Source organism: Sporosarcina sp. Marseille-Q4063, from assembly GCF_018309085.1.
Classification (GTDB): Bacteria; Bacillota; Bacilli; order Bacillales_A; family Planococcaceae; genus Sporosarcina.
In genome coordinates, this window is the sequence record NZ_CP070502.1 from 2,061,645 (window position 1) to 2,086,851 (window position 25,207).

The window sequence follows — 25,207 nt, forward strand, 5'->3', positions numbered from 1 at the left end:
TGATGGAAAGAGTCGTAGAGCGTAAAGTTAGCAGAAGAATGACAATGCGTTTACTTATAAATACTATCTCTAAATACATCTTTCTTCTCGCTACTCTATTTGGTCTCGTTGTCCTTGCAGTTTTAATTTACCGAGTGTTTTCTGAAGGTTTTGGGTGGTTGAATTTCGATTTCTTAACAGGTAAATTATCAACCCAACCTGAACGAGCAGGAATTATGGGCGCAATTCTAGGTACTTTCTGGTTAATGCTTGTCGTTGCGCCTGTCACCATGTTTTTAGGTGTCGGTACAGCAATTTACTTGGAGCTATATGCGAAAAAGGGACGGCTTCAGGGTTTCATTCAAACAAATATTTCAAACTTGGCTGGAGTTCCTTCTATTGTCTACGGAATCCTGGGATTGACCGTATTTGCTCGGGCGATGAATTTCGGTAACATCGTATTAGCGGGCGGACTTACAATGTCGCTTCTAATTCTTCCGATCGTCATTGTGGCAAGTCAGGAGGCAATTAGAGCGGTGCCAAATCCATTAAGCGAAGCCTCTTACGGAATGGGCGCGACGAAGTGGCAAACGATTAAGGGCATCATCTTGCCGGTTGCACTTCCAGGAATATTGACGGGTGCAATCTTATCGCTATCGCGTGCGATTGGCGAAACCGCTCCGTTAGTCGTTATTGGAATTCCAGCGTTGTTAATTCCCTTTCCGGGCGGGATATTCGACAAGTTTACAGTCCTTCCCATGCAAATTTATTACTGGACACTTGACTCATCCCTGACTGCGGAGTACGCAAATTTAGCAGCTGCGACAATCATTGTGCTGCTAATCGCATTATTATTGTTAAACACAACTGCAATTGTCATTCGGAATAAATTCCAGCAAAAGCACTGAAGAACAAAAGCGCAAGGCACCCGTCTAGCCCCGAAGGGAAGAATGAAGTTCAATTCTTCTCTACTGGAGGACTTTAAAATAAAGGCGCTTTTTGCCAAAGAAGGATGCAGTTCAATCCTTCCTATATCTTAAAGTCTGAAGCGACTCGAGGGGCTGGTGCCTGGAGCTAGACGTGAAATGAAAAAAGCTATCCAAGTCAGCGTCACACACGCTCACATTGGATAGCTTTTTGTTGTTACTCCGTCAAACCCATTTCAGCTTGTACAACAGCGACAATTCGTTCTACATGGCGTTTGCAATCATCGATTGTCGGTGCTTCAACCATTACGCGAACGAGTGGTTCCGTACCTGAAGGACGAACGAGAACACGACCGTTACCAGCCATCTCTGTTTCGACTTCGGCAATTACTGTTGCAACACGTTCATTGGCTGTGACTGCATTTTTATCAGTTACGCGGACATTGACGAGTTCTTGCGGGTAAATCGTCATTTCGCTCGCAAGACTAGATAATGTGCGTCCAGTTGCTTTCATGATATTCACAAGTTGGAGTCCAGTTAGAAGTCCGTCACCCGTCGTATTATAGTCAAGGAATATAATATGGCCAGATTGTTCTCCGCCGAGATTATAACCGCCTTTTACCATTTCCTCGACGACATATTTATCGCCAACTGCGGTTTTCACACTCTTCAAGCCGTGTTCAGTAAGGGCTTTATAAAACCCTAGATTACTCATAATCGTTGACACGATTGTATCCTGCTTCAAACGTCCTGCGGATTGCAAGAAACGTCCAATGATATACATGATTTGATCGCCATCGACAATTTTACCGTTCTCGTCCACAGCAATTAGACGATCTCCATCGCCGTCAAAGGCCAATCCGATATTCGCTTCCTTTTCGAGGACAAATTCAGCGAGCTTTTCAGGATGTGTCGAGCCGACTCCGTCGTTTATATTAAGTCCATTCGGAGATGCGCCCATCGTTGAAATGTCAGCATCTAAATCCGCAAAGACATGTGTCGCTAATGTAGAAGTCGCGCCGTGCGCACAGTCAACGGCTACGTGGATACCCGTAAAGTCTTCTTCAACGGATTGTTTCAAGTACTGAATATATTTATGGCCACCTTCAAAATATTCCATTACAGAACCGACATCTGAACCAGTCGGGCGTGGCAACGTATCTTCCTGTTCATTAAGCAATTTCTCGATTTCTTCTTCTTGCTCTTCTGTCAGTTTGTAGCCATCTGCACCGAAAAATTTAATGCCGTTATCTTCGACCGGGTTATGTGATGCGGAAATCATAACTCCGCCGTTTGCATTCATAACGCGAGTCAAATAAGCGACGCCGGGTGTGCTAATAACGCCGAGTGTCATAACTTCTACACCTGTCGATAAAATACCCGCGATTAAAGCATTTTCAAGCATGTAGCCCGAAATACGTGTATCTCTTCCAACAATTACACGCGGCTTTTCCTGCGAGTCTTTCGTTAACACGTAACTCCCAATTCTTCCAAGTCTAAAAGCAAGCTCTGGGGTTAGTTCGTCATTTGCAATTCCACGTACGCCATCCGTACCGAAATACTTTGTCATTTCCATTCTCCCTTTCAAACTACACATTGTTTCTATTCATTAAGCGAGTTCGACTCTCATCGTTACTTCTTCTTCAGAAAGTGTCCACTGTAAATTATCAGGACCTTCTACTGTAACAGGATAAACATTCTCGCCCTCTTCAACTGTTTCCGATGCATCAATGGAAACCGTGAAATCAGATTTCGCCAGTTTCCCAATGATGTCAGGTTCAGCCATGACTGTCAATGTCACTGAGCCGTTTTCCGGCTTTAGTAACGTACTTTTATATTTTTCATCAAGACCTTTTACCGAGATTTCAACGTTTTCAAAGCTGATTGTTTCCGTTGATGGTTCAGCTTCCTCAGACGCAATATCCTCGTCTAACTTTTCGTCCGCTTCTACTTCCGGTTCAGGTTCTTCAACCGTGGCTTCAACATCTACTTTTATTTTTGAAATTGACATATCCGAAACACCTTTTGGTTTTGGAATATCAACTTCCATTGTTTGCGACTCTTTTACTTTTGAAACATCAACATCGACTGTGACCGCATCAATTGTATCAAGAACTTTACTAGGACCAAAAATCGTCATCTTTTCCGATGCAGATGATACGGAATCGATTGTCACATTATCAGGCGGAGAGCCTGTCTGTTTTAAAACAATCGGGACTTCCTTGCTATTTTCAGCCACTTCCACCTTGACCGTGACCGTTTCTGGAACGATTGAAACGTCTAGCTTATTCAAATCTCGATCAAGCACTCTGACTTTAGCTTGTTGTTCAAATGATTCCTTAATGCCGTTTTCTCCTGATACAGTTGCTTTAACAAAACTAATCGATTCGATGATACTTTTAGCACCCGTCACTTCTATTGTCGACGGAACGACATCCATATTTGCAACATGAAAATCTTCGGCAAGTAGCCGTTTATTGAATTCGGGTTCTACTTTGAACGTTTCAGTGATTTTCTCTTCGATCAATACATTCACCATTGCTGGATCAATGGACACCTGCAATTTTTCTGAAATATTTTCAGATTTTATACTAACCTGATGTCTTCCCATCGTCAACGTCCGTAAATCAACAATTATTGAGAAGTCTTTTAACATCTTCGTTGTTTGAACAAGATTTACCGGACCTTCAATTGTTATATTAACGGTTTCAGGTACACCAGTCACAACTAGATTTTCATTGTCATAGTAGACTTGAACGGGAACATCACGAATCGTATCGAGATGATCACCCACTTTGTTGCCGTTCGAGTCTCCTTCTTCAGTCTGTACTGAATAAAACAAAATAACAGCTAGAAATAAGGCCGTGAAACGAAGAAACCATGGGTTATCCATAATTCTATCCATTTTTCTTCACTCCCCATTTCCATTTGGAAGTATTTTTCGGCTCGGTTGTTGTACCGAACCAAACTCGTCGCAATCTTGCCTCGAACTCTTCGATACTAAGGTCACGATATAATTCTCCGTCAATCGCCAAACTAATCGCGCCTGTCTCTTCAGAAACGATAATTGTAATGGCATCCGTCACTTCACTTAACCCAAGAGCCGCACGGTGCCTAGTTCCCAGCTCTTTTGAAATAAATGGACTTTCAGAAAGCGGTAAATAACAACCCGCGGCGGCAATTTGATTTTTATGCAAAATAACTGCACCATCATGCAGCGGCGCGTTTGGAATAAATATATTTATTAAAAGCTCGGATGTTACAACGGATTTAAGCGGCGTACCTGTTTCGATATATTCACTCAGCCCTGTTTCGCGTTCAATTGAGATAAGCGCACCAATTCGGCGCTTCGCCATATAGTTCACGGATTTCGACAAGGCTTCCATTAAGCGATCATGTTCTTCTTCCTCTTGCATTGCTGTCCGCGCAAAAAGTCTACCACGTCCAAGTTGTTCGAGCGCACGCCGCAATTCAGGTTGGAAGATAATGATGATTGCTAGAAAACCCCAAGGTAACACTTGATCTAACAACCATTTCAATGTATCAAAATGAAAAACATCTGTTAGTAGTCGAACAATGATTAGAACAAAAATTCCTTTTAATAACTGTACTGCTTTCGTTCCTTTAATAATCTTGAATAATTGATAAATAACAAACCAGACAAGAAGCACATCCACAATATTAATGAACGTTGCAACTGGACTGAGATGAACAACTTTTTCCAAAAACGGCATGTGCTTCGCCTACCTTCATTGACGATTTCATATGTTTACTAGTATATCATATTGATGCCATTCAATGCTTCTATAAAACATATAAAAAGCGACCGATTCCCGCCCATCGCGGTTTGATTCGGTCGCTAAATTTACTCTTCTACAGGCTCTTCATTTTTCGATGAAGGCCAAATATCTTTGGCTGTACTTTTAATTTTATACCATAGCCAATCAAATGCCTTATTGATTTCTTCTATTTCTCCTGTTACAACCGCAGTGGAAGCCATATATTTCGATCCGCCAATAACTGTAATATTCCCATCTACTTCGCCGTCAACACGAAGTTCTCCATTTTTCACGACAACATCGCCTTTTACGACTTCACCTTCGGGAACGAGCACAGTTTCCCCTTCCACAACGAGGTTCGGTTGTTTCGTCACTGAAAATTGTTGGTCATTGCCGAAATTTGAAAACGTTGAAACGCTCATCATTAGAAAGAATAACGCCGCAGCCGCCAATAGCGGATGCTTTCTAAGCCACCTTTGAACTCCGGCTTGTTTTTTCTCTTTCGGAAGACGATTCATAACCCCTTCAACAAATCCGTCAGGTGCTTGCATTGGTTCTATATTCTCTAAAAGTGCGATTGAATCGCTCATACTTTCCATTAGCTCATTACAATCCGAACATGATTCGAGGTGCTTCATCAATTCTCGCTCATCATCACGGTTTATGTCACCATCTAAATACGCGTGCATAGAATGAACGATGTGTTCCGGACACGTATTCATACCAGATTCCTCCCTACAAATTACCCATTTGTTTTCTTAAGGCAGCTCGACCGCGGTGTACGCGAGTTTTAACTGTTCCCAATGGCAATTCTAAAATATCACTTATTTCCTGTAACGGCAGCTCTTCGATATAACGTAAAATAATTACGGAACGATATTTATCGGAAAGCTGGCCTATTTCGTATTGAATGCGTTCCTGCGTTTCCATTCGTTCAATTTCTTCTTCTGGAAGTTCACCGGCCGCCGCAATTTGCGAATACATTGTGAGTCCTTCCGTTCCAGGAACATTTGCGTCCAGGTAATAATCCGGCTTTTTCTTTCGTATTCGATCAATGCATAAATTCGTCGCAATCCTAAACAACCATGTTGAAAACTTTCGCTTTTGGTCAAAAGTATGAATGTTGATATAAGCTCGGACAAATGCCTCTTGCGCAATATCTTCCGCCTCTTGCCGATTACTCAACATTCGATAACAGACATGGTAAAGTCGGTGTTGAAATAGCGTCACGATTTCCTCGAAAGCATCTTGATCGCCCTTCAGCACTTCATCTATTCGTTTATTAATCAAGTCATCCACAGTTTTCCCCCCGCTCTATGCGGCTGCCCCTTCTATACGGTTGAAGGTGTCAACAGGTTTCATTTATTTTAAAATAGTTTTCTTTAATTTTAACAGATTTTAGAAACAATTTCCTTATTTAATTGTTTTTTAACAAATATATCCACTTTCAGATGTTTACTTACACAAAAAAGCTTATCCCACAAGTGGACAAGCTTTTTCCAGTAAAGATTTACAATAATTTTTCGCCAAACAACGATCCAATTAGACCGACTGCAACATCTGCTGTTTTATTCTTTTCATCTAAAATCGGATTTACTTCAACAAATTCAGCCGATGTAATGATTCCGGATTCTTCCAGCATTTCCATAGCCAGATGACTTTCGCGGTAACTAATCCCCCCCGGTACCGGTGTCCCAACTCCCGGTGTATAAAGTGGATCCAGACCGTCCAAATCTAATGACAAATGCACGCCATCCAATTCGCGTGACTGTAAATAAGCGATTGAATCTTGCATAACTGCAGTCATGCCGTATTTATCAATCTCATGCATCGTGTATACTTTAATGCCTTTTTCTTTAATTAACTCCCGTTCTCCTGGATCAACTGACCTTGCACCAATAATCACAATATTTTCAGGTTGCACTTTTTGACCTGCAGTATGTATATTTACAAGTTGCTCATCACCCAAACCAATACTTACAGCCATTGGCATGCCGTGAATATTTCCAGAAGGCGAAGTTTCGCTCGTATTCAAATCAGCGTGCGCATCGTACCAAATTACCCCAAGGTTTTTGTACGCTGTCGCAAGTCCCGCAAGTGTCCCAATCGCGATGCTATGATCTCCACCAAGAACAAGTGGAAACCTTCCACTTTCTACAGTTTTTTCAACTTTTTCTGCAAGGCTGGTATTCGCCTTAATGACTTCATTTAAATTTTTAAGTTTAGAGTTTTGCGTTTCTGCATTTTTCGCTACTTCAATTTGAATATTACCTTCGTCGATTACTTCATGTCCGATTGCTTCAATGCGATCGATTACGCCTGCATACCGTATTGCACTTGGCCCCATGTCTACCCCGCGACGACTTTGACCGTGATCTAACGGAACCCCAATGATTGATATTTTATGTTTATCCAACTTTAACTACCCCTTTCGCACAATACCTATAGTATAAATCGCAAAGTGAATTGGCTCAACTCGACAGGATATCGGATTTTTATTCATTTTCAATCAATGCAGATACGCAAACGACTAAGTCGACAGTCAAACGACCAATGACGCACCCAAAGCGACTAATGACGTCGTTCAAACGGCCAATAGCCGCCCGAAGCGACTAATGACGTCGTCCAAACGACCAATAACTCTCTACAAACGACTAATAGCGAATTCAAAGCACAAAAAAACCCTTCCCAAGTTGTTGGAAAGGATTTTTTGTAAATTTACTGGGGTAGCTGGATTCGAACCAACGAATAACGGAGTCAAAGTCCGTTGCCTTACCGCTTGGCTATACCCCAAAGGTAATAATACAAGGGATTTCCGGCAGAACTATTTTCGTTAAGTGCCACGAAAATATGCCTCGGTGTCAAAACAAGTTTTGACAAGTGATTTAGAGAATTATTTTCAAACGTTTCACGTTTGAAAATAAATTGGTGGTGGGGGAGGGATTCGAACCCCCGAACCCTGAGGGAGCGGATTTACAGTCCGCCGCGTTTAGCCACTTCGCTACCCCACCAGGTTGAAATATAATTGTTTCTTATTCCGGCAAATTAGCCGAGTTACCTTTTTCCGGCAGTACTATTTTTGATAATACCCTCAAAAATATGCCTCACTGTCAAAACTTTGTTTTGACAAGTGATTCAAGGTAGCATTTTGAAAGCGAAGTGCGCTTTCAAAATGCTTTAATGACCCCTACGGGATTCGAACCCGTGATACCGCCGTGAAAGGGCGGTGTCTTAACCGCTTGACCAAGGGGCCTCGTTAAAAGTGATAAAGTCAGTCCATTGATGGCAGCTTTAATCTAATTGTGTACTTTTAAATCGTTGTCAATCATATGTATTCACTGGAGCTTCCAACCGGAATCGAACCGGTGACCTCTTCCTTACCATGGAAGCACTCTACCTACTGAGCTATGGAAGCATATGGCTCCGCAGGTAGGATTCGAACCTACGACCGATCGGTTAACAGCCGATTGCTCTACCACTGAGCTACTGCGGAATAATCATTAATTTATCAACAAAATCTATTATAACAAAATAAAAATAAATAGCAACTTTTGTTTCAAACCTTTTCTGACAGCGACTTTTAAATAATAACATGACTTCATCATATTTGTCAAATCATGCTCATATCCTATACATAGGTTGTGCAAAAGGAGGACAACATATGTACAAGAAATTAATTATATTATTCATCATTACTTGTGGTTTGTTTTTACTCTTTCCGCCATTGCCGAAAAATTATTCCCTTACAAATGTCTTCCGTATCACTGAAGAACCAGTTGCTATCACGCATGGTACATACGGTTCTGCACTTACTGTTAATATTTCTTTCGGGGATGACGAAGTACTGAATTGGATTAAGGAAATAAAAAAACCCTATCCGACGCTTTTTATAGACATTGATTGGGCTGGGCGTTTTCCAGAAACAATTCGCATTATCAAAGATAAAAATATTCCAACCGCGCTCCTTGGACAAGATAGTTCAGCTTATGAAAATGATGCAAAACTTTTAGTGCATCAAATTGATGAGTTCGAAAACATTTTCGGCGAAAAACCATTGTGGTTTAGAACGAAGGACGAAGTGTTTTCATATTTTTTACATGAACTTCTTTGGGAAGCCGAAGTAAATGCAATCGGTTCCTCTTACGTATGGACTGGCGGCGAAATTCCACCCGAAATAAAAGGAGAAATCATTTCTGTCCCTCATCATCGGAAACAACGCGTCAATTTAGCTGAGATAAAAAGACTTTCCGACACTCGAGACTTTCAATCGATTGAAAATGTTATCTTTGGCATACAAGGGAAAACGAAAAAAATTCCAAAGTAACCTTTCAACTTTTCCAACCAAAAAAAACAGCACAATTGTCTATTAAGACAACTTGTGCTGCTTTCTTTTATTTAGATGCCGCCCGTGTCTTTTCTTTTCGACGCGCTTCACGACGAGCGTCTAATTTTGCTTTATCAACATCTGACATCGTATTGTACTTTGGCAACGCCAATATTTGATACGCATTAACCGCAAGTAGCGGGAATAAAAGTATCGTCACCCACGTATCAATATTTCCAGAACGAACCATAAGTGCTGGCAACCATTCGAGTGTCGTAATAACAATCATAAAAAACAACGCGGATATTAGCGTATGTTTTTTCGTCCACTTCGCTTTTAAATAAGCTGTAATCGAGGAAACAATCACAAGCGATGCAAGTAATGTTAAGTATAATAATGTCCGACCCGTATCTTCAGTCGTTAAACGAAATCTAAAGAAGATCAAGTCAAACAGAACCACCGCAATAATTAAAAGTTGTACCCAATTCCACAGTGTTAACGATTTAAAAATATTCACGCCGAATTGATGGACTGTTAAATAGGCAAAGAAACCCATCTGTGCTACGACACTCATCGTGAATCCTAAAAAGACCATCCATAAAAGTGCACCTATAAACTGCCAAGTTTCACCTGCAGCTAATAAATCTGAAAAGAATTCCCAACGGACAATTAAACCAGCTACCGCTGTAACGAATCCTCCAATTAATAACGCGTTAAAAAAGAATTTAACCCAATTTCGTATTGTCACGACAATTATGCCTCCAGTGATTTTCTTGCTCTTATTAGTGTAACAACGATTTCCCTAAAAATCTATTTATGAAAACATTAAATGCATATTATTCGCCTGAATGTGAACAATAGATGAAAACGGATTGAAGGGAATGAATTCCGTGAAAAAAGGCTTACTGAAAACTTTTGTTATCATACTTTTATTAACCGGGTGCACTGCGGAAAATACTGCCCCGAATTATGATGAAATTAAAAAGATGATGACAGATTCGCTTCAAACGGAGGATGGCAAGAAAACTCTTCGGCAAATTTTATCTGAAGATGATTTTCGCGAACTGCTTGCACTAGAACAGCCCGAAGTTAAAAAGTCAATCGAGGAAACATTACTTTCCAAAGATGGAGAAGACTTTTGGAAAAAAGCATTTGAAGATCCCAAATTCACGGAATCTGTCGCTAAAAGCATGAAGGAGCAGCAAGAAGACGTTATGAAGAAGTTGATGGAGGATGCATCATTTCTTAAAGCGTTGGAAGACTTTTTCGGACAACCCGATATGCAAAAGCAAATGGAAACAATTCTCAAATCGGCAACGATGAAAGAGCAATATGAAAAAGCAATCGAAGAGACGATAAATAGCCCTCTTCTTCAAACGAAGTGGGAGAAATTAATTAAAGAGGCCGGAAAAGGATCAGAAGAAAAAGGTGGAAAAGGTAAAAAAGAAGAAGAAGCACCACAAGAAAGTGGAGGCGGAGGAGGAGGCAAATAGCCCCTCCGCCTATGTGTACTTATTTATTCGTTTTTTGCAAAATGCGATTTGCAATCTCTGTGTAAATCATTCCAATTGGATGGTCCTCTGCATAAACAGATGGAGCGAAATCTTCTTCATTCCAATCTGGCTGTCCAAGCGGAATTTGACCGATCAAATCAGTTCGAAGCTCTTCAGCTAATCGTGTGCCTCCGCCTTTTCCGAAAACATATTCACGTTCGCCGGTTACTTCAGATTCGAACCAAGACATGTTTTCTATAACACCCAATAATTCATGATCTGTTTGAAGCGCCATAGCCCCCGCACGTGCAGCTACAAATGCTGCTGTTGGATGCGGTGTTGTAACGATAATCTCTTTCGATGTAGGAAGCATTTGATGAATATCAAGCGCGATATCCCCAGTTCCAGGTGGCAAGTCTAAGAATAAGTAATCGAGATCTCCCCACTCAACATCACGGAAAAATTGGTCCAGTGCTTTTCCGAGCATTGGGCCTCTCCATACGACCGGCGCATTATCTTCCACAAAAAAGCCCATTGAAATGACTTTGACGCCAAGACGTTCAACCGGAATAATTCGCTCTCCGCGAACAATCGGCATTTTTGTGACACCCATCATGTCTGGAACACTAAATCCATAAATATCCGCATCGATTAGCCCAACTTTTTTCCCGAGCCGAGCAAGTGCAACCGCTATATTAACCGATACAGTTGATTTTCCAACTCCGCCTTTACCCGACGCAATTGAGATGAACTCTACATTACTTAATGGCGATAATATATCTTGCGCTTCCGACTCTGTTGCCGTTCCACGAAACTTATCTAGAACTTCCTGCGGTAGTTCTTCAAAGCGAATTCCAACAGATTTTGCACCCGCGCCTTTTAAAAGGTCGACAACTTTCATTTGAAACGGTAATTGTTCCGCAGTATTCACTTTGGCAAGTGCTAGCTTGACGCTGATATGCTCTTTTTCAACGTTAATTGACACTTCGCTTATTCCATCCGTCTCTGCAAGTGATTTATGTAAAAACGGATCTTTTAACTGACCTACTAATTCACGTGCTTCTTGTTCATTGATCAATTTCAACACTCCTTGGAGGTTTATTCAATTCGCCTCCAAGTATACCACAGTCAATTATACCTTTCGATTGAACGAGCTCTTACATTTCTTCAGCATTTAAAAAGGCCGAAATTCCCTCGACAATCGCATCTGCAACTTTTCCTTGATAGCCTTTATCAGTGAGAAGCGCCCTCTCTTCTGGATTCGATATAAACCCTGTCTCAACGAGGACCGCTGGCATTGGTGCATGTTTCAACAAATAGACACCGCTCATTGATAGTGCTTCACGATCTGTATTTTTCAAGTTGGTGCGAAAAGAGTTTTGAATAGCTTTTGCAAGAAACTCCCCGCCGGGATCACCGCCCTTATGATAAAAAACTTGAGCGCCACGCCATTTTTCTTGCGGAATCGCATTTACATGAATGCTAATAAAAACATCTGGGTCTTCATTCACCGTAATATCTTCGCGTAATTTTAAATCCGCGAGCTTCCGTGATCGTATAGTTGGAAATTGGTCTCCCGGCGCATGTTCCGCTAATGCGTCACCACTTTTTTCCCGTGTCATGACAACCGTCGCACCTTTTTTCTTCAATCGTTTAGCAACTTCATGTGAAATACTAAGCGTAATATCACGTTCTACAATATCGCCCGATGATGCACCACCGTCTAATCCTCCGTGCCCAGGGTCAATCACAACTTTCACACCTGCAAGTTCTTCAGGCATAAAGAAAACATTATCCGATGCCTGTACCCCGTAAATAACAATTCCAAGCGTGCAAAAAAAGATAAATCCAAGTAATCCCCACCTCTTCACATAGACACCGCCTTTTTCCTCCACTATACGCACAAAAGAAGAAAGATATGTCTAGAACAAAAGCGCAAGGAGTGGCGATTTTGCCCGGGAAGAATGCAGTTCAATTCTTCCTTAGTCAGATTAGCTTATGACTCGAGCATCTGGCGCCTGGAGCTGGACGCAACAAAAAAAGGAACCTTTATAGGTCCCTTCCACTTAAATTTACTTTGTTTCGCCATCCCATTCAAGCATGCCGCCCGTCATATTGGCTGCATCATACCCAGCTTCTCCTAGAAACTCTGTTGCACGTCCACTGCGTCCACCTGAACGACAAATGATGATGTAAGACTTTGACTTATCGAGCTCGCCTACACGCTCTGCAACCTCTCCTAATGGGATCTGAATAGCTCCTGGTATAATTCCTTCGGCTACTTCATCATCCTCGCGAACATCTACCAAATTCAATGGTTCGCCGCTTTCCAACAATTCTTTTACCTCAACCGGTGTAATTTCCTTCATTGTACAATCCCCCAATCCTAATATTTCATCTATTTTAACATAACCTTCATATTTTTATCTGCTCGGGTTTTTCATCTCAACAAACAAAGTGCCGTCATCTTGGATTTGCGCAAGAAATACCTGGTCGGCAGACTCTACGCCTTTTTTGCGCAGTTCTTTCATGAGCCACTCTTCTGTTAAACTCAATTCCGCCAGATTTTTCTTCCTCACCTTACCGTCTGAAATGAGTTCTGTCGGAAGGTATTTCGGAGCTGTCGTAGATGCCTTAACGTCTTGTTTTGTTGCCCCTTGTTGCGTAATCTTTTTCATGACACTTAATTCACCATTTGTTTCTAAAATGGCGTAGTGGACATCCTGGAGAGTGAAAATCGATTGCTCGCGCAGCATCATCATCAAGTCATTAATATGCAAACGTTCTTTCTTCATCGCATTTTCCATAATAGCGCCTTCTTTTATCACAATGGCCGGTTGATCATCCAATACGATTCTTAAATTACTCGACTTAAGCGAAATAAAACTCGCAAGCAAAGTCAGCACGGCCCACCATATTAACGAAGTTATCCCATTCAAAAACTTTACATCCGTTTGACCTGCAATTTCTGCCGCAATTGAACCAAATGCAATGCCTGTGATATAGTGAAAAAAAGTTAGCTGACTCAGTTGTTTTTTACCAAGAATTCGCGCCAAAATCAAGAGCGCTATGAAAGCACCTGTCGTCCTGAAAATCATTTCCCAAAAATCAAATTTAAAAAACTCCACTTCCAACAACACTACCCTTCTTTTAATCCAGTCGGGTGTAGTGTGTGCTTAACTCTGTTACGTATTCAACTAATCATTTCCCCACTTCTGTTATCAACAGTTTTTTCAATTAATCCGCTTTCAAGAAAGATGATTTTGTCTCCCAGTTTCTCCGCTTCTTGCATATCATGCGTAACGATAATGAATGGAATCTTCCATATTTCATGCAGCCGTTTCAGTTCATCCTGACATTCCAATCGCGTCTTCGAATCAAGAGCCGATAAAGGTTCATCAAGTAATAACAGGGATGGCTCGGTAGCAAGTGCTCGTGCAAGTGCCACTCTTTGCTTTTCACCGCCCGAAATTTGATGGGGATACTTTCTTTGCAAATGCTTGATTCCCAAAGTGCTGACTAATTGTTCAATACGCGTTTCGGCATCCATCTTTTTAACGCCGTACTCAATGTTTTTCTCCACAGTCATATGAGGAAAAAGCGCATAATCTTGAAACAAATACCCGATATTACGTTGCTGCGTAGGCAATGGTTTTGCATTTGCACAAAAGAAGGTTTGCCCATTCAAGATTATTCTTCCAGCATCGGGATGATCCAAACCTGCAATCGCATTTAGAATGGTCGTTTTCCCGGATCCAGACGGCCCAAATAACACGAGAATCTCCTCTTCTACTGTCAAATTAACATCCACTAAAAAATGGGGCAATTTCTTTTCAATTTGAACTTCAAGCATATTATCGACCTCTTACGCATTATCATTTTTATAACGTTCAATATTCCTTTTACTCCACCAGTTCAACCACATAATCGTGCTAAATCCAAGCGCAACGATAATGACGACCCAGAAAGTTGCCTTTTCCATTTGACCCGACTCAACAGCAAAATAGATCGCCATCGGAATTGTATCTGTTTTTCCTGGAATATAACCCGCCAACATTAACGTAGCGCCAAATTCTCCGAGTCCGCGCGCAAAGGATAAGACAAGTCCCGCAAGGAGTCCTGGCCAAGCAAGTCGAAAGGATATCGTCCAAAATACGCGCCAATTCGACGCACCCATCGTCCGCGCCGCGTTCTCCATTCTTGCATCCAAACTTTCAAACGCCGCCGCCGCACTTTGATACATCAGCGGAAAAGAAACAACAATCGACGCAATCACAGCACCAATCCAAGTAAATACAACTTGAAAGTCAAACCAATTCAACAGCCAACTGCCAATAAAACCATTCTTGCCGAATAAAATAAGCAGCCCAAAACCAACAACAGTCGGCGGCAATACAAGCGGCAACATGAATAATGATTCGATAACACTTTTCCCGAAAAACTTTTTGCGCGAAAATAAATGCGCAAAGAACACGCCAAATATAAAAACAAAAAAAGTGGAGATGCCCGCTACTTTTAATGACAATAATAATGGTGAATAATCGGTCACGTACATCCCCCTTACTTATTTGAATCCATGTTTATGTAATAATTCTTGTCCTTTTTCACTCGCGAGAAACACTAAAAATTCCTTAGCTTCATCGGGATTAGATGTATCCGAAACAACCGCGCCAGGATACATGATTGGTTCATGCCAATCCGAATCAGCCGTAGCCACTATCGTTACTTTTTCCGATCGTAACGCATCACTCGCATAAACAATCCCCGCATCCGCATTCCCCATCTCGACATGCGTCAACACTTGCCGCACATCCGAACCCAACACCAAACTCCCTTGCAATGAATCCCATAGATTTAAACCTTCAAGCACTTGCTTTGTATAACGGCCCACAGGCACACTTTCAGGTTCACCAATCGCTAAATGATCTACGCCCGCCGAATTAATATCATTGAATGAAGAAACCTTAACCGGTTGTTCTTTATTTGCAATCAACACCAGCTCATTTTCAGCGAAGTCCACACGCGTTTCTTTCAGTATCAAATCTTCAACCTGCAGCCTATCCATATCGCTTTCGCTCGCTGACAAAAACACATCAGAAGGCGCACCTTGAATAATCATTTGCGCTAATTTACCCGAACCTCCGAAATTAAAGGTCAGTTCGATAGATGGATATTCATCTTCAAACACAGGCTTCAGCTCATTCAACACATCCGTCAAACTAGCCGCCGCTGAAATCATCAAAGTGGTTTTTTCCTCTTTGTCCTCAGGCGTACAACCGATAGGTACTAGAACCAAACATACCAAAACAAAAAAATATATAACCTTTTTCATCAAAACATTCTCCTTAGGAGCAACATTGCAAATCACTTTATCTACCTACGAATTATATCATTACGGAATGAATAAACCCATAAGAGAGGATGTGAACTGGAAGAATCAAAAAAATCATTTCATGAGGGTCAAGGACATTTCAAACTCTAATTTTTTACTGTAGTAAAAGTGCAACCGCGCATTGCAAAAGTAATAACCCCAATATAATATTTATGATTCGATAATGTTTGAAATATGTATTTTGTAATAATCCGCCAAAAAATATCCAAGTCAGCGTAGCAATCATACCTACTGTGGCAATGATCATTTCAAAAAATAAAAAAGCCCCTAGTGATGAGTAATAAGGTGTAATATATCCTGTTAATGCGGTAATCCCAAATAAAAATATTTTTACATTAACAATTTGCAGGACAAAGCCCATCCAAAAAGAAGGTTGTTTGCCAGTTGTTTTATTGTCAGGCTTACTGATTGCAACCTGATAGGCAAGCCATACAATATAAATAGCTCCCGCATAGGTAAGTACATTCATAATTGGATTTATGAATTTGTCTAATCCAAAAATAAAGAAGGCACATAACGCTTGCACAAAAAAATAACCGGCAAAGATTCCGATGTATAAAGGCTTTCCTTTTTTCCATCCATAATTCGTCATTGTATTTAATGCCAGAATATTACCGGGACCCGGTGTAAAAGCATTTATTAATGCGTAGATAACAAACGAAGACAATACTTGAACGCCCATACAACATTCACTCCCTAATATAAATCATCATCAGACATAATTATAAGGGAGCTCCCGGTTATAGCATAATACTTAAAAATCATATCCTGACATAACTAAAAGTTATAACAAACTGAATATGAAGACAAGTTTTCATTTATTATTCCTGTTCAACCTTTTTAACAGTAATCCGGAAGAAGTCTCCCACTTCAAGTGCGTGAAGGGCATAGCCCAGCGGTAAGTGGGAGATGAATTTCGGTTAGTCATAGCCTAAAAGTTTGCTTTATTAAAACATACGTTCTATAGTAATGGTAACCTAGTAATCTGAAGGTTCTATTTATAAAATAATCAGTCTTTCCATGGAGAACTATTTTCGGAAGTGAGGTGATTAGAGATGGCCTACAAAGCCTATAAATTCCGTATCTATCCAACAGAAGAGCAGGAAACCTTAGTGGCAAAAACGTTCGGCTGTGTCCGATTTGTTTACAATAAAATGTTAGCGGAACAAAAAGAAAACTATGAACGATTCAAAGACAATAAAGTTCTATTGAAGCAGCAAAAGTTTCCCACACCTGCCAAATATAAAGGGGAATTCGAATGGCTCAAAGAAGTCGATTCATTGGCACTGGCGAATGCACAATTGAACCTACAAGAAAGTTATCGGAATTTCTTCGAGGGACGTGCCAAATATCCCCGGTTCAAAACCCGGAAATCCAGGCAATCCTATACTACCAATATGGTGAATGGAAACATCAAGCTCGTGGACGGCTATCTCAAATTGCCGAAACTCAAACCGATAAAAATGAAGCAACATAGAGAAATTCCGTCCCATCACATAATCAAATCCTGTACACTATCCAAAACTACGACGGGAAAGTATTATGTGTCCATCCTGACAGAGTATGAACAACACGCCAAACCAAAAGAAATCAAAAGAGTCGTCGGTCTGGATTTTTCCATGAGCGGCTTATTTGTCGAGAGTGAAAAGGGTGGGATAGCCAATTACCCTCGTTATTATCGACAAGCGCTTGAAAAACTTGCGAAAGCACAACGGATTTTATCCCGTAGGCAAATAGGATCCAATTGCTGGGAAAAACAACGATTGAAGGTGGCGAAATTGCATGAAAAAGTAGTGAATCAACGAAACGATTTTCTCCACAAACAATCCTTTGCATTGACGCAACGATACGATGCCATTGTCATTGAGGATTTGGATATGAAAGGGATATCCCAAACGTTGAACTTCGGTAAAAGCGTCATGGACACAGCTTGGGGAAGGTTCACGAAATTCCTCAAATACAAATTGGAAAACCAAGGGAAGAAGCTCATCAAGATTGATAAATGGTTCCCTTCCTCCAAAACCTGTTCACATTGCGGACTCGTAAAAGAAGCATTATCCCTTTCTGAGCGAACTTTTCAATGCGCATGCGGTTTCGTATTATACAGGGATTGGAACGCTGCCATCAATATCAAAAAGGAAGGACTTCGTATCTTCTAGCAATAATGAATAAGAGAGCATGGTTCAGGCTTGCTAGCTAAGTCCATTTTGTGCCAGTGGGCGCAATTATCTTAGAAGCTCTCACCTCTAAGCATCGCGTAGGTGGGAGTAGTTCACAGCATCCACATATATTTCACCAAGTCGTGATAACGTGACATCTTTATGCTGTATTATTCCTACACGTATAAGTTCATCTACATTAAGAGGCACAGCAATAATATCATCCCCATGAAGATACTTAGGGAAAACGCCCGAAGAAATTGTGTATCCATCGAGACCAATCATAAAATTTACAATCGCGGCCCTGTCACTGACTTTGATGCTTTTCTTCACACTTCTAGTACTTAAAATTTCTTCTGAAAAATAAAAAGAATTGTACGCGCCTTGTTCGAAAGAAAGGCAAGGGTAGTCATCTAATTCTTCCAAACTAATCGATTCTTTGTCAGCTAATGGATGGCTTTTACTAATAAACACATGTGGTTTTGCTGTAAATAATTCTGAAAAGGTCAAATCCCTTTCTTTTAACAATTTTAATAAAACAGATTCATTATAATTGCTTAAATAAATAATCCCTAATTCACTTCGTAAATTTTTTACATCTTCAATGATTTCATATGTTTTCGTTTCACGAAGCGTAAACTCATACTCAGAGGCCCCAAATTCTTTTACGAGTTCCACAAAAGCATTGGCTGCAAAAGTATAATGCTGGGTTGAAACGGAAAAATGCTGCTTAGCTGGTTTTTCACTTAAATATTTTTCTTCAAGCATGTTATACTGCTGCAATACTTGTCTGGCATAACCCAGAAACTCAGCGCCTTCATTAGTAACAGTAACGCCCCGATTCGTTCTAATGAATATAGTAATTTTAATTTCCTTTTCCAATTCCTTAATCGCATTAGATAATCTTGGCTGGGAGACGAATAAACTTCTTGCTGCTTCATTCATGGATCCCTTGCTTGCTACTTCTAATGCATATTTTAATTGTTGTAAAGTCAAATTGAACACCTCTTTTTTAGTTAAAAACATTCATTTAACAATAGATTTTACCGCTTTTCTATCGAACATATTCAAGTTTACAGGATTGACAAGCAAAGAGTGACTAAAAGAATTAGGCATTGGAAAAACTAATTTCCATGGCTTAAGAGATACTCATGCATCATTTTTATTTGCACAAGATATAGAATAGTATAAGACGAGACGCTTAACAATGAAACGATGGGGGAATATGAGATGGAATATGAGATTCATGGGGATCCTGACAAAGAAATTATTATCTTCATTCATGGAATCGGGGCAAGCTCTTGGATGTGGTGGCAGCAATTAGATGCATTTAATGATCACCAAATCTGCTTAGTGGATTTACCAGGCCACGGAAAAAATGCAGGTATTCCTTGGATTGATTTAGCGACCACGACACAAATGATTGCTGAAGACGTTATAGGTAATCAAAGCGCACATATAGTGGGCATTTCCCTAGGGGGACATGTTGCTTTGGAAATCGCTAAACATTATCCGCAAAAAGTCAAAAGCACTTTTATCAGCGGAATTACTGTGAATTCTATGCCTTATAAATTCCTAATGCCTATCCAATCACGCTTAGTTCAACGGTCGCTCAGTAACACTCACTATCTCTATCGCTTGGCTAAAGAAAATTATCTTTTACCTGAAAATAAAATTGAAAAATTCATTCGAAACTATCAATTACTGACAAGGGAAAATTATGAAGCGATCGGTTATGAAATTATGGATTTTCGTTTGGATGAATCTTATGCTGTCATTAAGCATCCTATTTTATTCGTGGCCGGTGATCAAGAATCAAGTGGTATTTTAAAGTCGTTAAAGGTTGCTCCTAAAATTATACAAGGAGCTGTAACAGCTAAGATTCCTAATGCTCAGCATATTTGGCCCGTTCAAATGCCCAAGGAATTTAATCACATATTAAAAGAATGGGTTAATAAAAATTAAGTTGTGTATGCGACTGCTTACTAAAAACCAGACAGTTTTTAATAAGTGGAATGATATTAGATGACCTCTTTGTGTTTATTAGGTGAGTGATTTTTAGTGATTTTGCAAGTTATTGTACACCTTCATAAAAAGTAAAAACCCTCTCCCACCAAAGTGAGAAAGGGTTTTGAAACGCATAAAATAATATTAACGTTTTGAGAATTGTGGTGCACGACGCGCGCCGCGAAGACCGTATTTTTTACGCTCTTTCATACGTGGGTCACGAGTTAAGAATCCTGCTTTTTTAAGTGCTGGACGGAAATCAGGGTCAACGTTTAGAAGTGCACGTGCAACACCATGACGGATTGCTCCAGCTTGTCCTGTATATCCACCACCGTGAACATTTACAAGAACATCGTAGCTTCCTAGAGTTTCTGTAGTGTTAAGTGGTTGTTTAATGACTTCACGAAGTGTTTCGAATGGTACGTAGTCTTCTGCATCACGGTTGTTGATGATGATTTTTCCATCACCAGGTACGAGACGCACACGAGCTACTGAACTTTTACGACGGCCAGTGCCGAGATATTGTACTTGTGCCAAAGCTATTTTCCTCCTCTAATTTATCCGATAAGCTCGTAAGCTTCTGGATTTTGTGCTGCATGTGGATGATCCGGACCAGCATATACGTTTAGTTTTCTATAAACTTGGCTGCCTAAAGGACCTTTTGGAAGCATTCCTTTAATCGCAAGTTCTAGCATTTTAGTTGGGTAGTTTGTACGCATTTCAAGCGCTGTACGCTCTTTCAAGCTACCTGTATATCCTGAGTGACGGTAGTATTTTTTATCTTTTAGTTTATTACCTGTAAGATGAATTTTCTCAGCATTGATGATGATTACATGATCACCTGTGTCAACGTGAGGTGTGAATGTTGGTTTATGTTTACCGCGTAAAAGTGCTGCAACTTCTGAAGCAAGACGACCTAAAGTCTGTCCTTCAGCGTCGACAACGAGCCATTTACGCTCTACTTCGTGACCTTTAGCCATGAATGTTGTACGCATGTTTAAATCCTCCTAATTTACCTTAAATTTCCCGTTTTATATCTATATCCCTAAACACAAATAACCTTCCGGGGCTTTTTTGTGGGGTTTTAGAAATACCACTACTTATCTTATACCGAATACGCAAGTAAGTCAAGCATTTTATAAAAAAACACGTGGCAAAGTTGCTCTAGTTTTCATACGTCACATTTTCCAAGTACAAACCGTGTGCTGGCGCGGTTTTGCTTGCTTCTTTTCGATCCTGTAACTCAAGTATTTCCTTGACGTTTTCAGGGGTGTGCCAACCTATTCCAACCGCCAGTAACATGCCTGCAATAGTTCGCACCATATTGTACAAAAAACCGTCGCCTTCAATCGTCATGATGAGTTCGTCATTACTTTGTTCAACCGTTAATAAGCGGATTGTCCGCACCCGATTTGATGTAGCGGTTTTCGATGAACAAAAACTTGTGAAGTCATGCGTTCCGATTAAATGGGCAGCCGCTTTCTTCATCTCTTCTACATCGGGACGCCATCTCTCCAGATGCACAGAGTAATTCCGCTCAAAAGGACTATGAACCTTTGCGGACGACCATTTGTATACATACGTTTTTCCAGTCGCCGAGTAGCGTGCGTGAAAGTTTTCATCTACATAGACCACTTCGACAATCCGGATATCCTTTGGCAGCAATACATTCAACGCCATCTGCCAGCGGTCTGTAAGCAATGTAAGCGGCGTATCGAAGTGAATGACTTGACCGTTAGCGTGTACCCCAGCATCCGTCCTGCCGCTTGCAACAGAGTGTATCGATTGATCTTTATGAATCTTCACCAATGCTTTATCAATTTCCGATTGGACAGTCCGCATGCCAGGTTGCGATTGATAACCCGCAAAATTCGTCCCATCATAAGCGACGGTCGCTTTTACACGATTCATCTTTACAACCTCCTACCCTTTCAACAAATAAAGGGCGCCAATTAGCATAACGAGCAACACCATAGAAAATGTGTCACGCATACCCCATCTCAATTGCCTGTAGCGCGTGCGTCCTTCGCCGCCGCGATACCCACGGACCTCCATCGCAATGGCAAGCTCCTCAGCGCGTTTAAACGCGCTGACAAAGAGCGGAACGAGAAGTGGAATCACAGCGCGAATGCGTTGTTTAATGGATCCCGTACTAATATCAGACCCACGAGCAAGTTGCGCCTTTAATATCTTGTCCGTCTCATCCATCAACGTCGGTATAAATCGTAACGAAATCGACATCATCAAGGCCAGTTCATGGACAGGCAATTTAAACCGCTTAAATGGATTTAACAAATCTTCCATACCATCCGTAATCGAAATCGGAGACGTCGTCAGTGTCAAAATGGATGTCATTAAAACGAGAACTAGAAACCGTATGGAAATGAATATCCCTTGACGCAGTCCCTCTTCATATATTTTAATTATTTTCCAATCGACAAGAAGCGTTCCTTCTTTCGTAAAGAAAATATGCATTAAAAAAGTAAAAATGATTAATATTAGGATCGGCTTTAATCCGTTAAGTAAAAAATAAAGACGAATGCGTGAAATGAAAATAACGAATAAAGTAAAAGCCAACAATAATCCGTAGGTCGCTACGTTATTCGCAAGAAAAACAGCAATGACAAAAAACAGCACGAATAGCAATTTGGAACGTGGATCTAGTTTATGAACAAATGAATCGCCGGGTATATACCGACCGAAAATCATTTTTTCTAACATGAATCGGCACCTTCTTCCAAAGCTGCCTTTGCAATGAACTCGGCAAGTTGTTCTTCAGTAAGCGCGATACCAGGAAGCTTGCGACCGATTTTCTTCTCGAAGTCTCGTTGAAATTGTACAGAACGCGGCAACCCAAGTCTGTAGGAAGATAACTTCTCTTCATCAGCAAAAACTTCTTCCGGGGTACCTGTCATAACAGACGTCCCATTGCTCATGACGATTAAATTATCCGCATATCTTGCTGCATCTTCCATACTATGCGTGACAAGTATCGTCGTTAAATCTTCTTTTTCATGGAGTTGATTAAACAATTCCATGATATCCTTTCGTCCACGTGGATCTAGCCCCGCAGTCGGCTCATCTAGAATGAGGACGGAAGGTTTAAAAGCGAGAACCCCAGCAATCGCGACGCGTCGCATCTGCCCGCCCGATAAATCAAAAGGCGACTTTTCTGCGACATCTTCTGGGAGCCCTAAAAGAGTAATCAGTTCATACGCTCGTCGTTTTGATTCTTCTTCAGAAACACCAAAATTCATCGGGCCGAACATGATATCTTTTACAACTGTTTCTTCAAATAATTGGTGTTCTGGAAATTGAAAGACGATGCCGACATGACGTCTTACATCCTTTAAACCTTTCGTCTTCGTACCAGCTGTTATCGTTGCGTCACCTATCTTCACAACGCCCTCTGAAGGCTTTAACAGGCCGTTTAAATGCATAAGCAAGGTAGACTTCCCGGAACCCGTATGACCGATAATAGCAGTGTAGGCGCCTGAATGGATGGTCGCATCTACATCGTGCAAAGCTCTTTTTTCAAAAGGCGTGTCTTTACTATATAAATAACCTATATTTTGAAGTGAGATGTCCATAATTCATTCACCAACTCTTCTTCCGTCATATGTTCACCTTCAAGTTTCAACCCGTTTTCACGTAGGAGTGCTGAAACTCTTAAAGCAAATGGCAAGTCAAGACCAATCGATTCCAATTGATCGCCATGTTTAAATACTTCCTCAGGTGTTCCCGTTTGCAGTACTTTGCCTTTATTCATCACGAAAATACGGTCGGCAAGAAGTGCTTCTTCCAAGTCATGTGTAATTGAGATGACTGTAAGGCCCGTTTTCCGTTTTAGTTCCTGTACAATACGAATGACTTCATCTCGACCTTGTGGATCGAGCATTGATGTCGCTTCATCCATGATCAATAAATTCGGTCGTAGTGCAAGCGCCCCTGCAATCGCGACGCGTTGTTTCTGTCCGCCAGACAAATGGTGTGGCTCTTGATCGAGGAAATCGCTCATCTTCACTTGTTTTAACGATTCGTGGACGCGTTCTACCATGTCTTCGAATGGAATCCCGTTATTTTCAAGTGCAAATGCAACATCATCTTGTACAGTAGAACCGACAAATTGGTTGTCCGGATTTTGAAAAACAATGCCCAGGCGCGATCGAATGTCCCAAATGTTTTCATTCGTCAACTTTTCACGAAAAACATTTACGACGCCGTCCTCGGGGAACAATAGTCCAATTATTAATTTGGCCAAAGTTGATTTACCGGATCCGTTATGCCCGACAATCGCAATCCACTCGCCGTCGTTGACTGACAGAGATACGCTGTCAACCGCTTTCACCACTTCTTCATCGTCAGTTGGATACGCATACGAAACTTGTTTCATTGATAAGATTTCCTTCATTGCCATCACCTCCAGCATTTTCTTCTATGAACAACTCGTCAAAACTTGTTTTGACGGTTGAGGCATATTTTTGAGGGTCTTATCAAAAATAGTTCTGCCTATAGAGATAAAAATCCCTTGCCAATTGCCAAGGAATTCATCGTTTTTTAAATAAAAAAAAGCGCGCACCTCATCCGAAGAAATGCGCTCATATCTATAACGAATACTGGAGTGCTCATGTCCAGTACCGCGGACGAGGTGCGTAGAGCTAGACCAGGCAGTAAGTAACCCGCTGATCGTAACACTCAGCTTTAAATTGTCGTATAAATCTTTTAAAAAAAGGGTGTGCCAGACACACCCAGTTAAAGTTGAAAATTAGACGAGTTCAATTACCACTACTGGTGCACCGTCACCGCGACGGGGACCCATTTTCATGATACGTGTATATCCGCCTTGACGTTCTGCATAACGTGGAGCTACATCATCAAACAATTTCTGGATTGCAAAGACTTCAACATCTTCGCCTTCCCCGTTTGTAATTGTAACTTGCTCACGACGCATGTATTGTGCAGCTTGACGACGTGCATGTAAATCTCCACGTTTACCAAGTGTAATCATTTTTTCAACGACTGAACGCAATTCTTTTGCGCGTGCTTCTGTCGTTTGAATGCTTTCATGTACGATAAGATCAGTTGTAAGGTCGCGAAGCAACGCTTTACGTTGTGAACTTGTACGTCCAAGTTTTCTGTATGCCATAA

Annotated in this window: 28 protein-coding genes and 5 tRNA genes; 5 read left to right on the forward strand and 28 right to left on the reverse strand. The window is 41.0% G+C overall.

Features of this window, described 5'->3' with window-relative positions; all coding sequences use genetic code 11:
• The first annotated feature begins 2 nt into the window (after positions 1–2).
• Positions 3–887 (forward strand): phosphate ABC transporter permease PstA, encoded by an 885-nt coding sequence (gene pstA, locus JSQ81_RS10625; protein WP_212607632.1) that lies wholly within the window; start codon positions 3–5, stop codon positions 885–887.
• Positions 888–1,122: 235 nt separating this feature from the next.
• Here pstA and glmM read toward each other — a convergent pair whose 3' ends face one another.
• The 11 genes from glmM to JSQ81_RS10680 all read right to left on the reverse strand — a co-directional run bounded on the left by glmM (position 1,123) and on the right by JSQ81_RS10680 (position 8,177).
• On the reverse strand, positions 1,123–2,475 hold the full coding sequence (gene glmM, locus JSQ81_RS10630) for a phosphoglucosamine mutase (protein ID WP_212604069.1): 1,353 nt from the start codon (positions 2,473–2,475) through the stop codon (positions 1,123–1,125).
• A gap of 39 nt (positions 2,476–2,514) precedes the next feature.
• On the reverse strand, positions 2,515–3,810 hold the full coding sequence (locus JSQ81_RS10635) for a CdaR family protein (RefSeq protein WP_212604070.1): 1,296 nt from the start codon (positions 3,808–3,810) through the stop codon (positions 2,515–2,517).
• On the reverse strand, positions 3,803–4,639 hold the full coding sequence (gene cdaA / locus JSQ81_RS10640; RefSeq protein ID WP_212604071.1) for a diadenylate cyclase CdaA: 837 nt from the start codon (positions 4,637–4,639) through the stop codon (positions 3,803–3,805). The genes JSQ81_RS10635 and cdaA overlap by 8 nt, the downstream gene beginning before the upstream one ends.
• Before the next feature lie 131 nt (positions 4,640–4,770).
• Complete coding sequence (locus tag JSQ81_RS10645; protein ID WP_212604072.1) at positions 4,771–5,406, reverse strand: zf-HC2 domain-containing protein; 636 nt, start codon at positions 5,404–5,406, stop codon at positions 4,771–4,773.
• 13 nt (positions 5,407–5,419) lie between these two features.
• A complete protein-coding gene (gene sigW, locus JSQ81_RS10650) occupies positions 5,420–5,983 on the reverse strand; it encodes an RNA polymerase sigma factor SigW (RefSeq protein WP_172370573.1) in 564 nt (187 codons plus the stop codon).
• Between the two features lie 211 nt (positions 5,984–6,194).
• Complete coding sequence (gene rocF / locus JSQ81_RS10655; RefSeq protein WP_212604073.1) at positions 6,195–7,100, reverse strand: arginase; 906 nt, start codon at positions 7,098–7,100, stop codon at positions 6,195–6,197.
• A 305-nt stretch (positions 7,101–7,405) separates the two neighbouring features.
• Positions 7,406–7,477 (reverse strand) — tRNA-Gln (locus JSQ81_RS10660).
• A 133-nt stretch (positions 7,478–7,610) separates the two neighbouring features.
• A tRNA-Tyr gene (locus JSQ81_RS10665) sits at positions 7,611–7,695 on the reverse strand.
• A 170-nt stretch (positions 7,696–7,865) separates the two neighbouring features.
• Positions 7,866–7,937, reverse strand: a tRNA-Glu gene (locus tag JSQ81_RS10670).
• A gap of 86 nt (positions 7,938–8,023) precedes the next feature.
• Positions 8,024–8,099, reverse strand: a tRNA-Thr gene (locus tag JSQ81_RS10675).
• 3 nt (positions 8,100–8,102) lie between these two features.
• Positions 8,103–8,177 (reverse strand) — tRNA-Asn (locus tag JSQ81_RS10680).
• Between the two features lie 168 nt (positions 8,178–8,345).
• Here JSQ81_RS10680 and JSQ81_RS10685 point away from each other — a divergent pair.
• Positions 8,346–9,008 carry a polysaccharide deacetylase family protein gene (locus JSQ81_RS10685; RefSeq protein ID WP_212604074.1) on the forward strand — a complete coding sequence of 221 codons (663 nt, stop codon included), beginning with the start codon at positions 8,346–8,348 and terminating at the stop codon, positions 9,006–9,008.
• 67 nt (positions 9,009–9,075) lie between these two features.
• Here JSQ81_RS10685 and JSQ81_RS10690 read toward each other — a convergent pair whose 3' ends face one another.
• Positions 9,076–9,756 (reverse strand): KinB-signaling pathway activation protein, encoded by a 681-nt coding sequence (locus tag JSQ81_RS10690; protein ID WP_212604075.1) that lies wholly within the window; start codon positions 9,754–9,756, stop codon positions 9,076–9,078.
• Positions 9,757–9,889: 133 nt separating this feature from the next.
• On the opposite strand from JSQ81_RS10690, the gene gerD reads away from it, so the two are divergent.
• A complete protein-coding gene (gene gerD, locus JSQ81_RS10695; RefSeq protein ID WP_212604076.1) occupies positions 9,890–10,501 on the forward strand; it encodes a spore germination lipoprotein GerD in 612 nt (203 codons plus the stop codon).
• Positions 10,502–10,520: 19 nt separating this feature from the next.
• On the opposite strand, the gene JSQ81_RS10700 is transcribed toward gerD, so the two are convergent.
• From JSQ81_RS10700 to JSQ81_RS10735, 8 genes are all read right to left on the reverse strand, one after another.
• Entirely contained in the window at positions 10,521–11,579 is a 1,059-nt protein-coding gene (locus JSQ81_RS10700; RefSeq protein ID WP_212604077.1) for an Mrp/NBP35 family ATP-binding protein, read from the reverse strand.
• A 79-nt stretch (positions 11,580–11,658) separates the two neighbouring features.
• Positions 11,659–12,372 carry an N-acetylmuramoyl-L-alanine amidase gene (locus JSQ81_RS10705; RefSeq protein WP_249336519.1) on the reverse strand — a complete coding sequence of 238 codons (714 nt, stop codon included), beginning with the start codon at positions 12,370–12,372 and terminating at the stop codon, positions 11,659–11,661.
• Between the two features lie 201 nt (positions 12,373–12,573).
• The gene (locus tag JSQ81_RS10710) at positions 12,574–12,870 is read right to left on the reverse strand and encodes a rhodanese-like domain-containing protein (protein WP_212604078.1); all 297 of its coding nucleotides are present in this window, start codon (positions 12,868–12,870) and stop codon (positions 12,574–12,576) included.
• A 54-nt stretch (positions 12,871–12,924) separates the two neighbouring features.
• Entirely contained in the window at positions 12,925–13,599 is a 675-nt protein-coding gene (locus JSQ81_RS10715) for a YetF domain-containing protein (RefSeq protein ID WP_212607634.1), read from the reverse strand.
• Between the two features lie 95 nt (positions 13,600–13,694).
• The gene (locus JSQ81_RS10720) at positions 13,695–14,354 is read right to left on the reverse strand and encodes an ABC transporter ATP-binding protein (RefSeq protein ID WP_212604079.1); all 660 of its coding nucleotides are present in this window, start codon (positions 14,352–14,354) and stop codon (positions 13,695–13,697) included.
• A gap of 12 nt (positions 14,355–14,366) precedes the next feature.
• Entirely contained in the window at positions 14,367–15,056 is a 690-nt protein-coding gene (gene modB, locus JSQ81_RS10725; RefSeq protein WP_212604080.1) for a molybdate ABC transporter permease subunit, read from the reverse strand.
• Positions 15,057–15,065: 9 nt separating this feature from the next.
• Complete coding sequence (modA, locus tag JSQ81_RS10730; protein WP_212604081.1) at positions 15,066–15,833, reverse strand: molybdate ABC transporter substrate-binding protein; 768 nt, start codon at positions 15,831–15,833, stop codon at positions 15,066–15,068.
• A 154-nt stretch (positions 15,834–15,987) separates the two neighbouring features.
• A complete protein-coding gene (locus tag JSQ81_RS10735; RefSeq protein ID WP_212604082.1) occupies positions 15,988–16,575 on the reverse strand; it encodes a LysE family transporter in 588 nt (195 codons plus the stop codon).
• 373 nt (positions 16,576–16,948) lie between these two features.
• On the opposite strand from JSQ81_RS10735, the gene JSQ81_RS10740 reads away from it, so the two are divergent.
• The gene (locus JSQ81_RS10740) at positions 16,949–18,052 is read left to right on the forward strand and encodes an RNA-guided endonuclease TnpB family protein (RefSeq protein ID WP_212604083.1); all 1,104 of its coding nucleotides are present in this window, start codon (positions 16,949–16,951) and stop codon (positions 18,050–18,052) included.
• A gap of 87 nt (positions 18,053–18,139) precedes the next feature.
• On the opposite strand, the gene JSQ81_RS10745 is transcribed toward JSQ81_RS10740, so the two are convergent.
• Complete coding sequence (locus tag JSQ81_RS10745; RefSeq protein ID WP_212604084.1) at positions 18,140–19,048, reverse strand: LysR family transcriptional regulator; 909 nt, start codon at positions 19,046–19,048, stop codon at positions 18,140–18,142.
• Between the two features lie 234 nt (positions 19,049–19,282).
• Between JSQ81_RS10745 and JSQ81_RS10750 the strand changes: the two genes are divergently transcribed.
• Positions 19,283–20,017: an alpha/beta fold hydrolase gene (locus tag JSQ81_RS10750; RefSeq protein WP_212604085.1), complete on the forward strand. Its 735-nt coding sequence runs from the start codon at positions 19,283–19,285 to the stop codon at positions 20,015–20,017.
• 186 nt (positions 20,018–20,203) lie between these two features.
• Here the strand turns inward: JSQ81_RS10750 and rpsI are convergent, their stop codons facing one another.
• From rpsI to rplQ, 7 genes are all read right to left on the reverse strand, one after another.
• Positions 20,204–20,596: a 30S ribosomal protein S9 gene (rpsI, locus tag JSQ81_RS10755; RefSeq protein WP_172370558.1), complete on the reverse strand. Its 393-nt coding sequence runs from the start codon at positions 20,594–20,596 to the stop codon at positions 20,204–20,206.
• A 20-nt stretch (positions 20,597–20,616) separates the two neighbouring features.
• Positions 20,617–21,054 (reverse strand): 50S ribosomal protein L13, encoded by a 438-nt coding sequence (gene rplM / locus JSQ81_RS10760; protein ID WP_212604086.1) that lies wholly within the window; start codon positions 21,052–21,054, stop codon positions 20,617–20,619.
• 169 nt (positions 21,055–21,223) lie between these two features.
• Positions 21,224–21,970, reverse strand: a complete 747-nt coding sequence (gene truA, locus JSQ81_RS10765) for a tRNA pseudouridine(38-40) synthase TruA (RefSeq protein ID WP_212604087.1) — start codon at positions 21,968–21,970, stop codon at positions 21,224–21,226.
• A 12-nt stretch (positions 21,971–21,982) separates the two neighbouring features.
• Entirely contained in the window at positions 21,983–22,780 is a 798-nt protein-coding gene (locus tag JSQ81_RS10770) for an energy-coupling factor transporter transmembrane component T family protein (protein ID WP_212604088.1), read from the reverse strand.
• Positions 22,774–23,649: an energy-coupling factor ABC transporter ATP-binding protein gene (locus tag JSQ81_RS10775; protein WP_212604089.1), complete on the reverse strand. Its 876-nt coding sequence runs from the start codon at positions 23,647–23,649 to the stop codon at positions 22,774–22,776. Before JSQ81_RS10775 ends, JSQ81_RS10770 begins: the two co-directional genes overlap by 7 nt.
• Complete coding sequence (locus JSQ81_RS10780) at positions 23,625–24,470, reverse strand: energy-coupling factor ABC transporter ATP-binding protein (RefSeq protein WP_212604090.1); 846 nt, start codon at positions 24,468–24,470, stop codon at positions 23,625–23,627. The genes JSQ81_RS10775 and JSQ81_RS10780 overlap by 25 nt, the downstream gene beginning before the upstream one ends.
• A gap of 354 nt (positions 24,471–24,824) precedes the next feature.
• The gene (gene rplQ / locus JSQ81_RS10785) at positions 24,825–25,205 is read right to left on the reverse strand and encodes a 50S ribosomal protein L17 (RefSeq protein ID WP_210471035.1); all 381 of its coding nucleotides are present in this window, start codon (positions 25,203–25,205) and stop codon (positions 24,825–24,827) included.
• Positions 25,206–25,207: the final 2 nt, after the last annotated feature.

Coding starts and splice junctions, on each gene's coding strand:
- rplM (WP_212604086.1), bottom strand. CDS start 21,054: ATGCGTACAACATTCATGGCTAAAGGTCACGAAGTAGAGCGTAAATGG.
- JSQ81_RS10780 (WP_212604090.1), bottom strand. CDS start 24,470: ATGAAGGAAATCTTATCAATGAAACAAGTTTCGTATGCGTATCCAACT.
- JSQ81_RS10750 (WP_212604085.1), top strand. CDS start 19,283: ATGGAATATGAGATTCATGGGGATCCTGACAAAGAAATTATTATCTTC.
- cdaA (WP_212604071.1), bottom strand. CDS start 4,639: ATGCCGTTTTTGGAAAAAGTTGTTCATCTCAGTCCAGTTGCAACGTTC.
- modB (WP_212604080.1), bottom strand. CDS start 15,056: ATGTACGTGACCGATTATTCACCATTATTATTGTCATTAAAAGTAGCG.
- rplQ (WP_210471035.1), bottom strand. CDS start 25,205: ATGGCATACAGAAAACTTGGACGTACAAGTTCACAACGTAAAGCGTTG.
- JSQ81_RS10645 (WP_212604072.1), bottom strand. CDS start 5,406: ATGAATACGTGTCCGGAACACATCGTTCATTCTATGCACGCGTATTTA.
- truA (WP_212604087.1), bottom strand. CDS start 21,970: ATGAATCGTGTAAAAGCGACCGTCGCTTATGATGGGACGAATTTTGCG.
- JSQ81_RS10715 (WP_212607634.1), bottom strand. CDS start 13,599: ATGATTTTCAGGACGACAGGTGCTTTCATAGCGCTCTTGATTTTGGCG.
- JSQ81_RS10710 (WP_212604078.1), bottom strand. CDS start 12,870: ATGAAGGAAATTACACCGGTTGAGGTAAAAGAATTGTTGGAAAGCGGC.
- JSQ81_RS10685 (WP_212604074.1), top strand. CDS start 8,346: ATGTACAAGAAATTAATTATATTATTCATCATTACTTGTGGTTTGTTT.
- JSQ81_RS10635 (WP_212604070.1), bottom strand. CDS start 3,810: ATGGATAGAATTATGGATAACCCATGGTTTCTTCGTTTCACGGCCTTA.
- JSQ81_RS10775 (WP_212604089.1), bottom strand. CDS start 23,649: ATGGACATCTCACTTCAAAATATAGGTTATTTATATAGTAAAGACACG.
- JSQ81_RS10770 (WP_212604088.1), bottom strand. CDS start 22,780: ATGTTAGAAAAAATGATTTTCGGTCGGTATATACCCGGCGATTCATTT.
- glmM (WP_212604069.1), bottom strand. CDS start 2,475: ATGACAAAGTATTTCGGTACGGATGGCGTACGTGGAATTGCAAATGAC.
- JSQ81_RS10720 (WP_212604079.1), bottom strand. CDS start 14,354: ATGCTTGAAGTTCAAATTGAAAAGAAATTGCCCCATTTTTTAGTGGAT.
- JSQ81_RS10740 (WP_212604083.1), top strand. CDS start 16,949: ATGGCCTACAAAGCCTATAAATTCCGTATCTATCCAACAGAAGAGCAG.
- JSQ81_RS10735 (WP_212604082.1), bottom strand. CDS start 16,575: ATGGGCGTTCAAGTATTGTCTTCGTTTGTTATCTACGCATTAATAAAT.
- modA (WP_212604081.1), bottom strand. CDS start 15,833: ATGAAAAAGGTTATATATTTTTTTGTTTTGGTATGTTTGGTTCTAGTA.
- pstA (WP_212607632.1), top strand. CDS start 3: ATGGAAAGAGTCGTAGAGCGTAAAGTTAGCAGAAGAATGACAATGCGT.
- gerD (WP_212604076.1), top strand. CDS start 9,890: ATGAATTCCGTGAAAAAAGGCTTACTGAAAACTTTTGTTATCATACTT.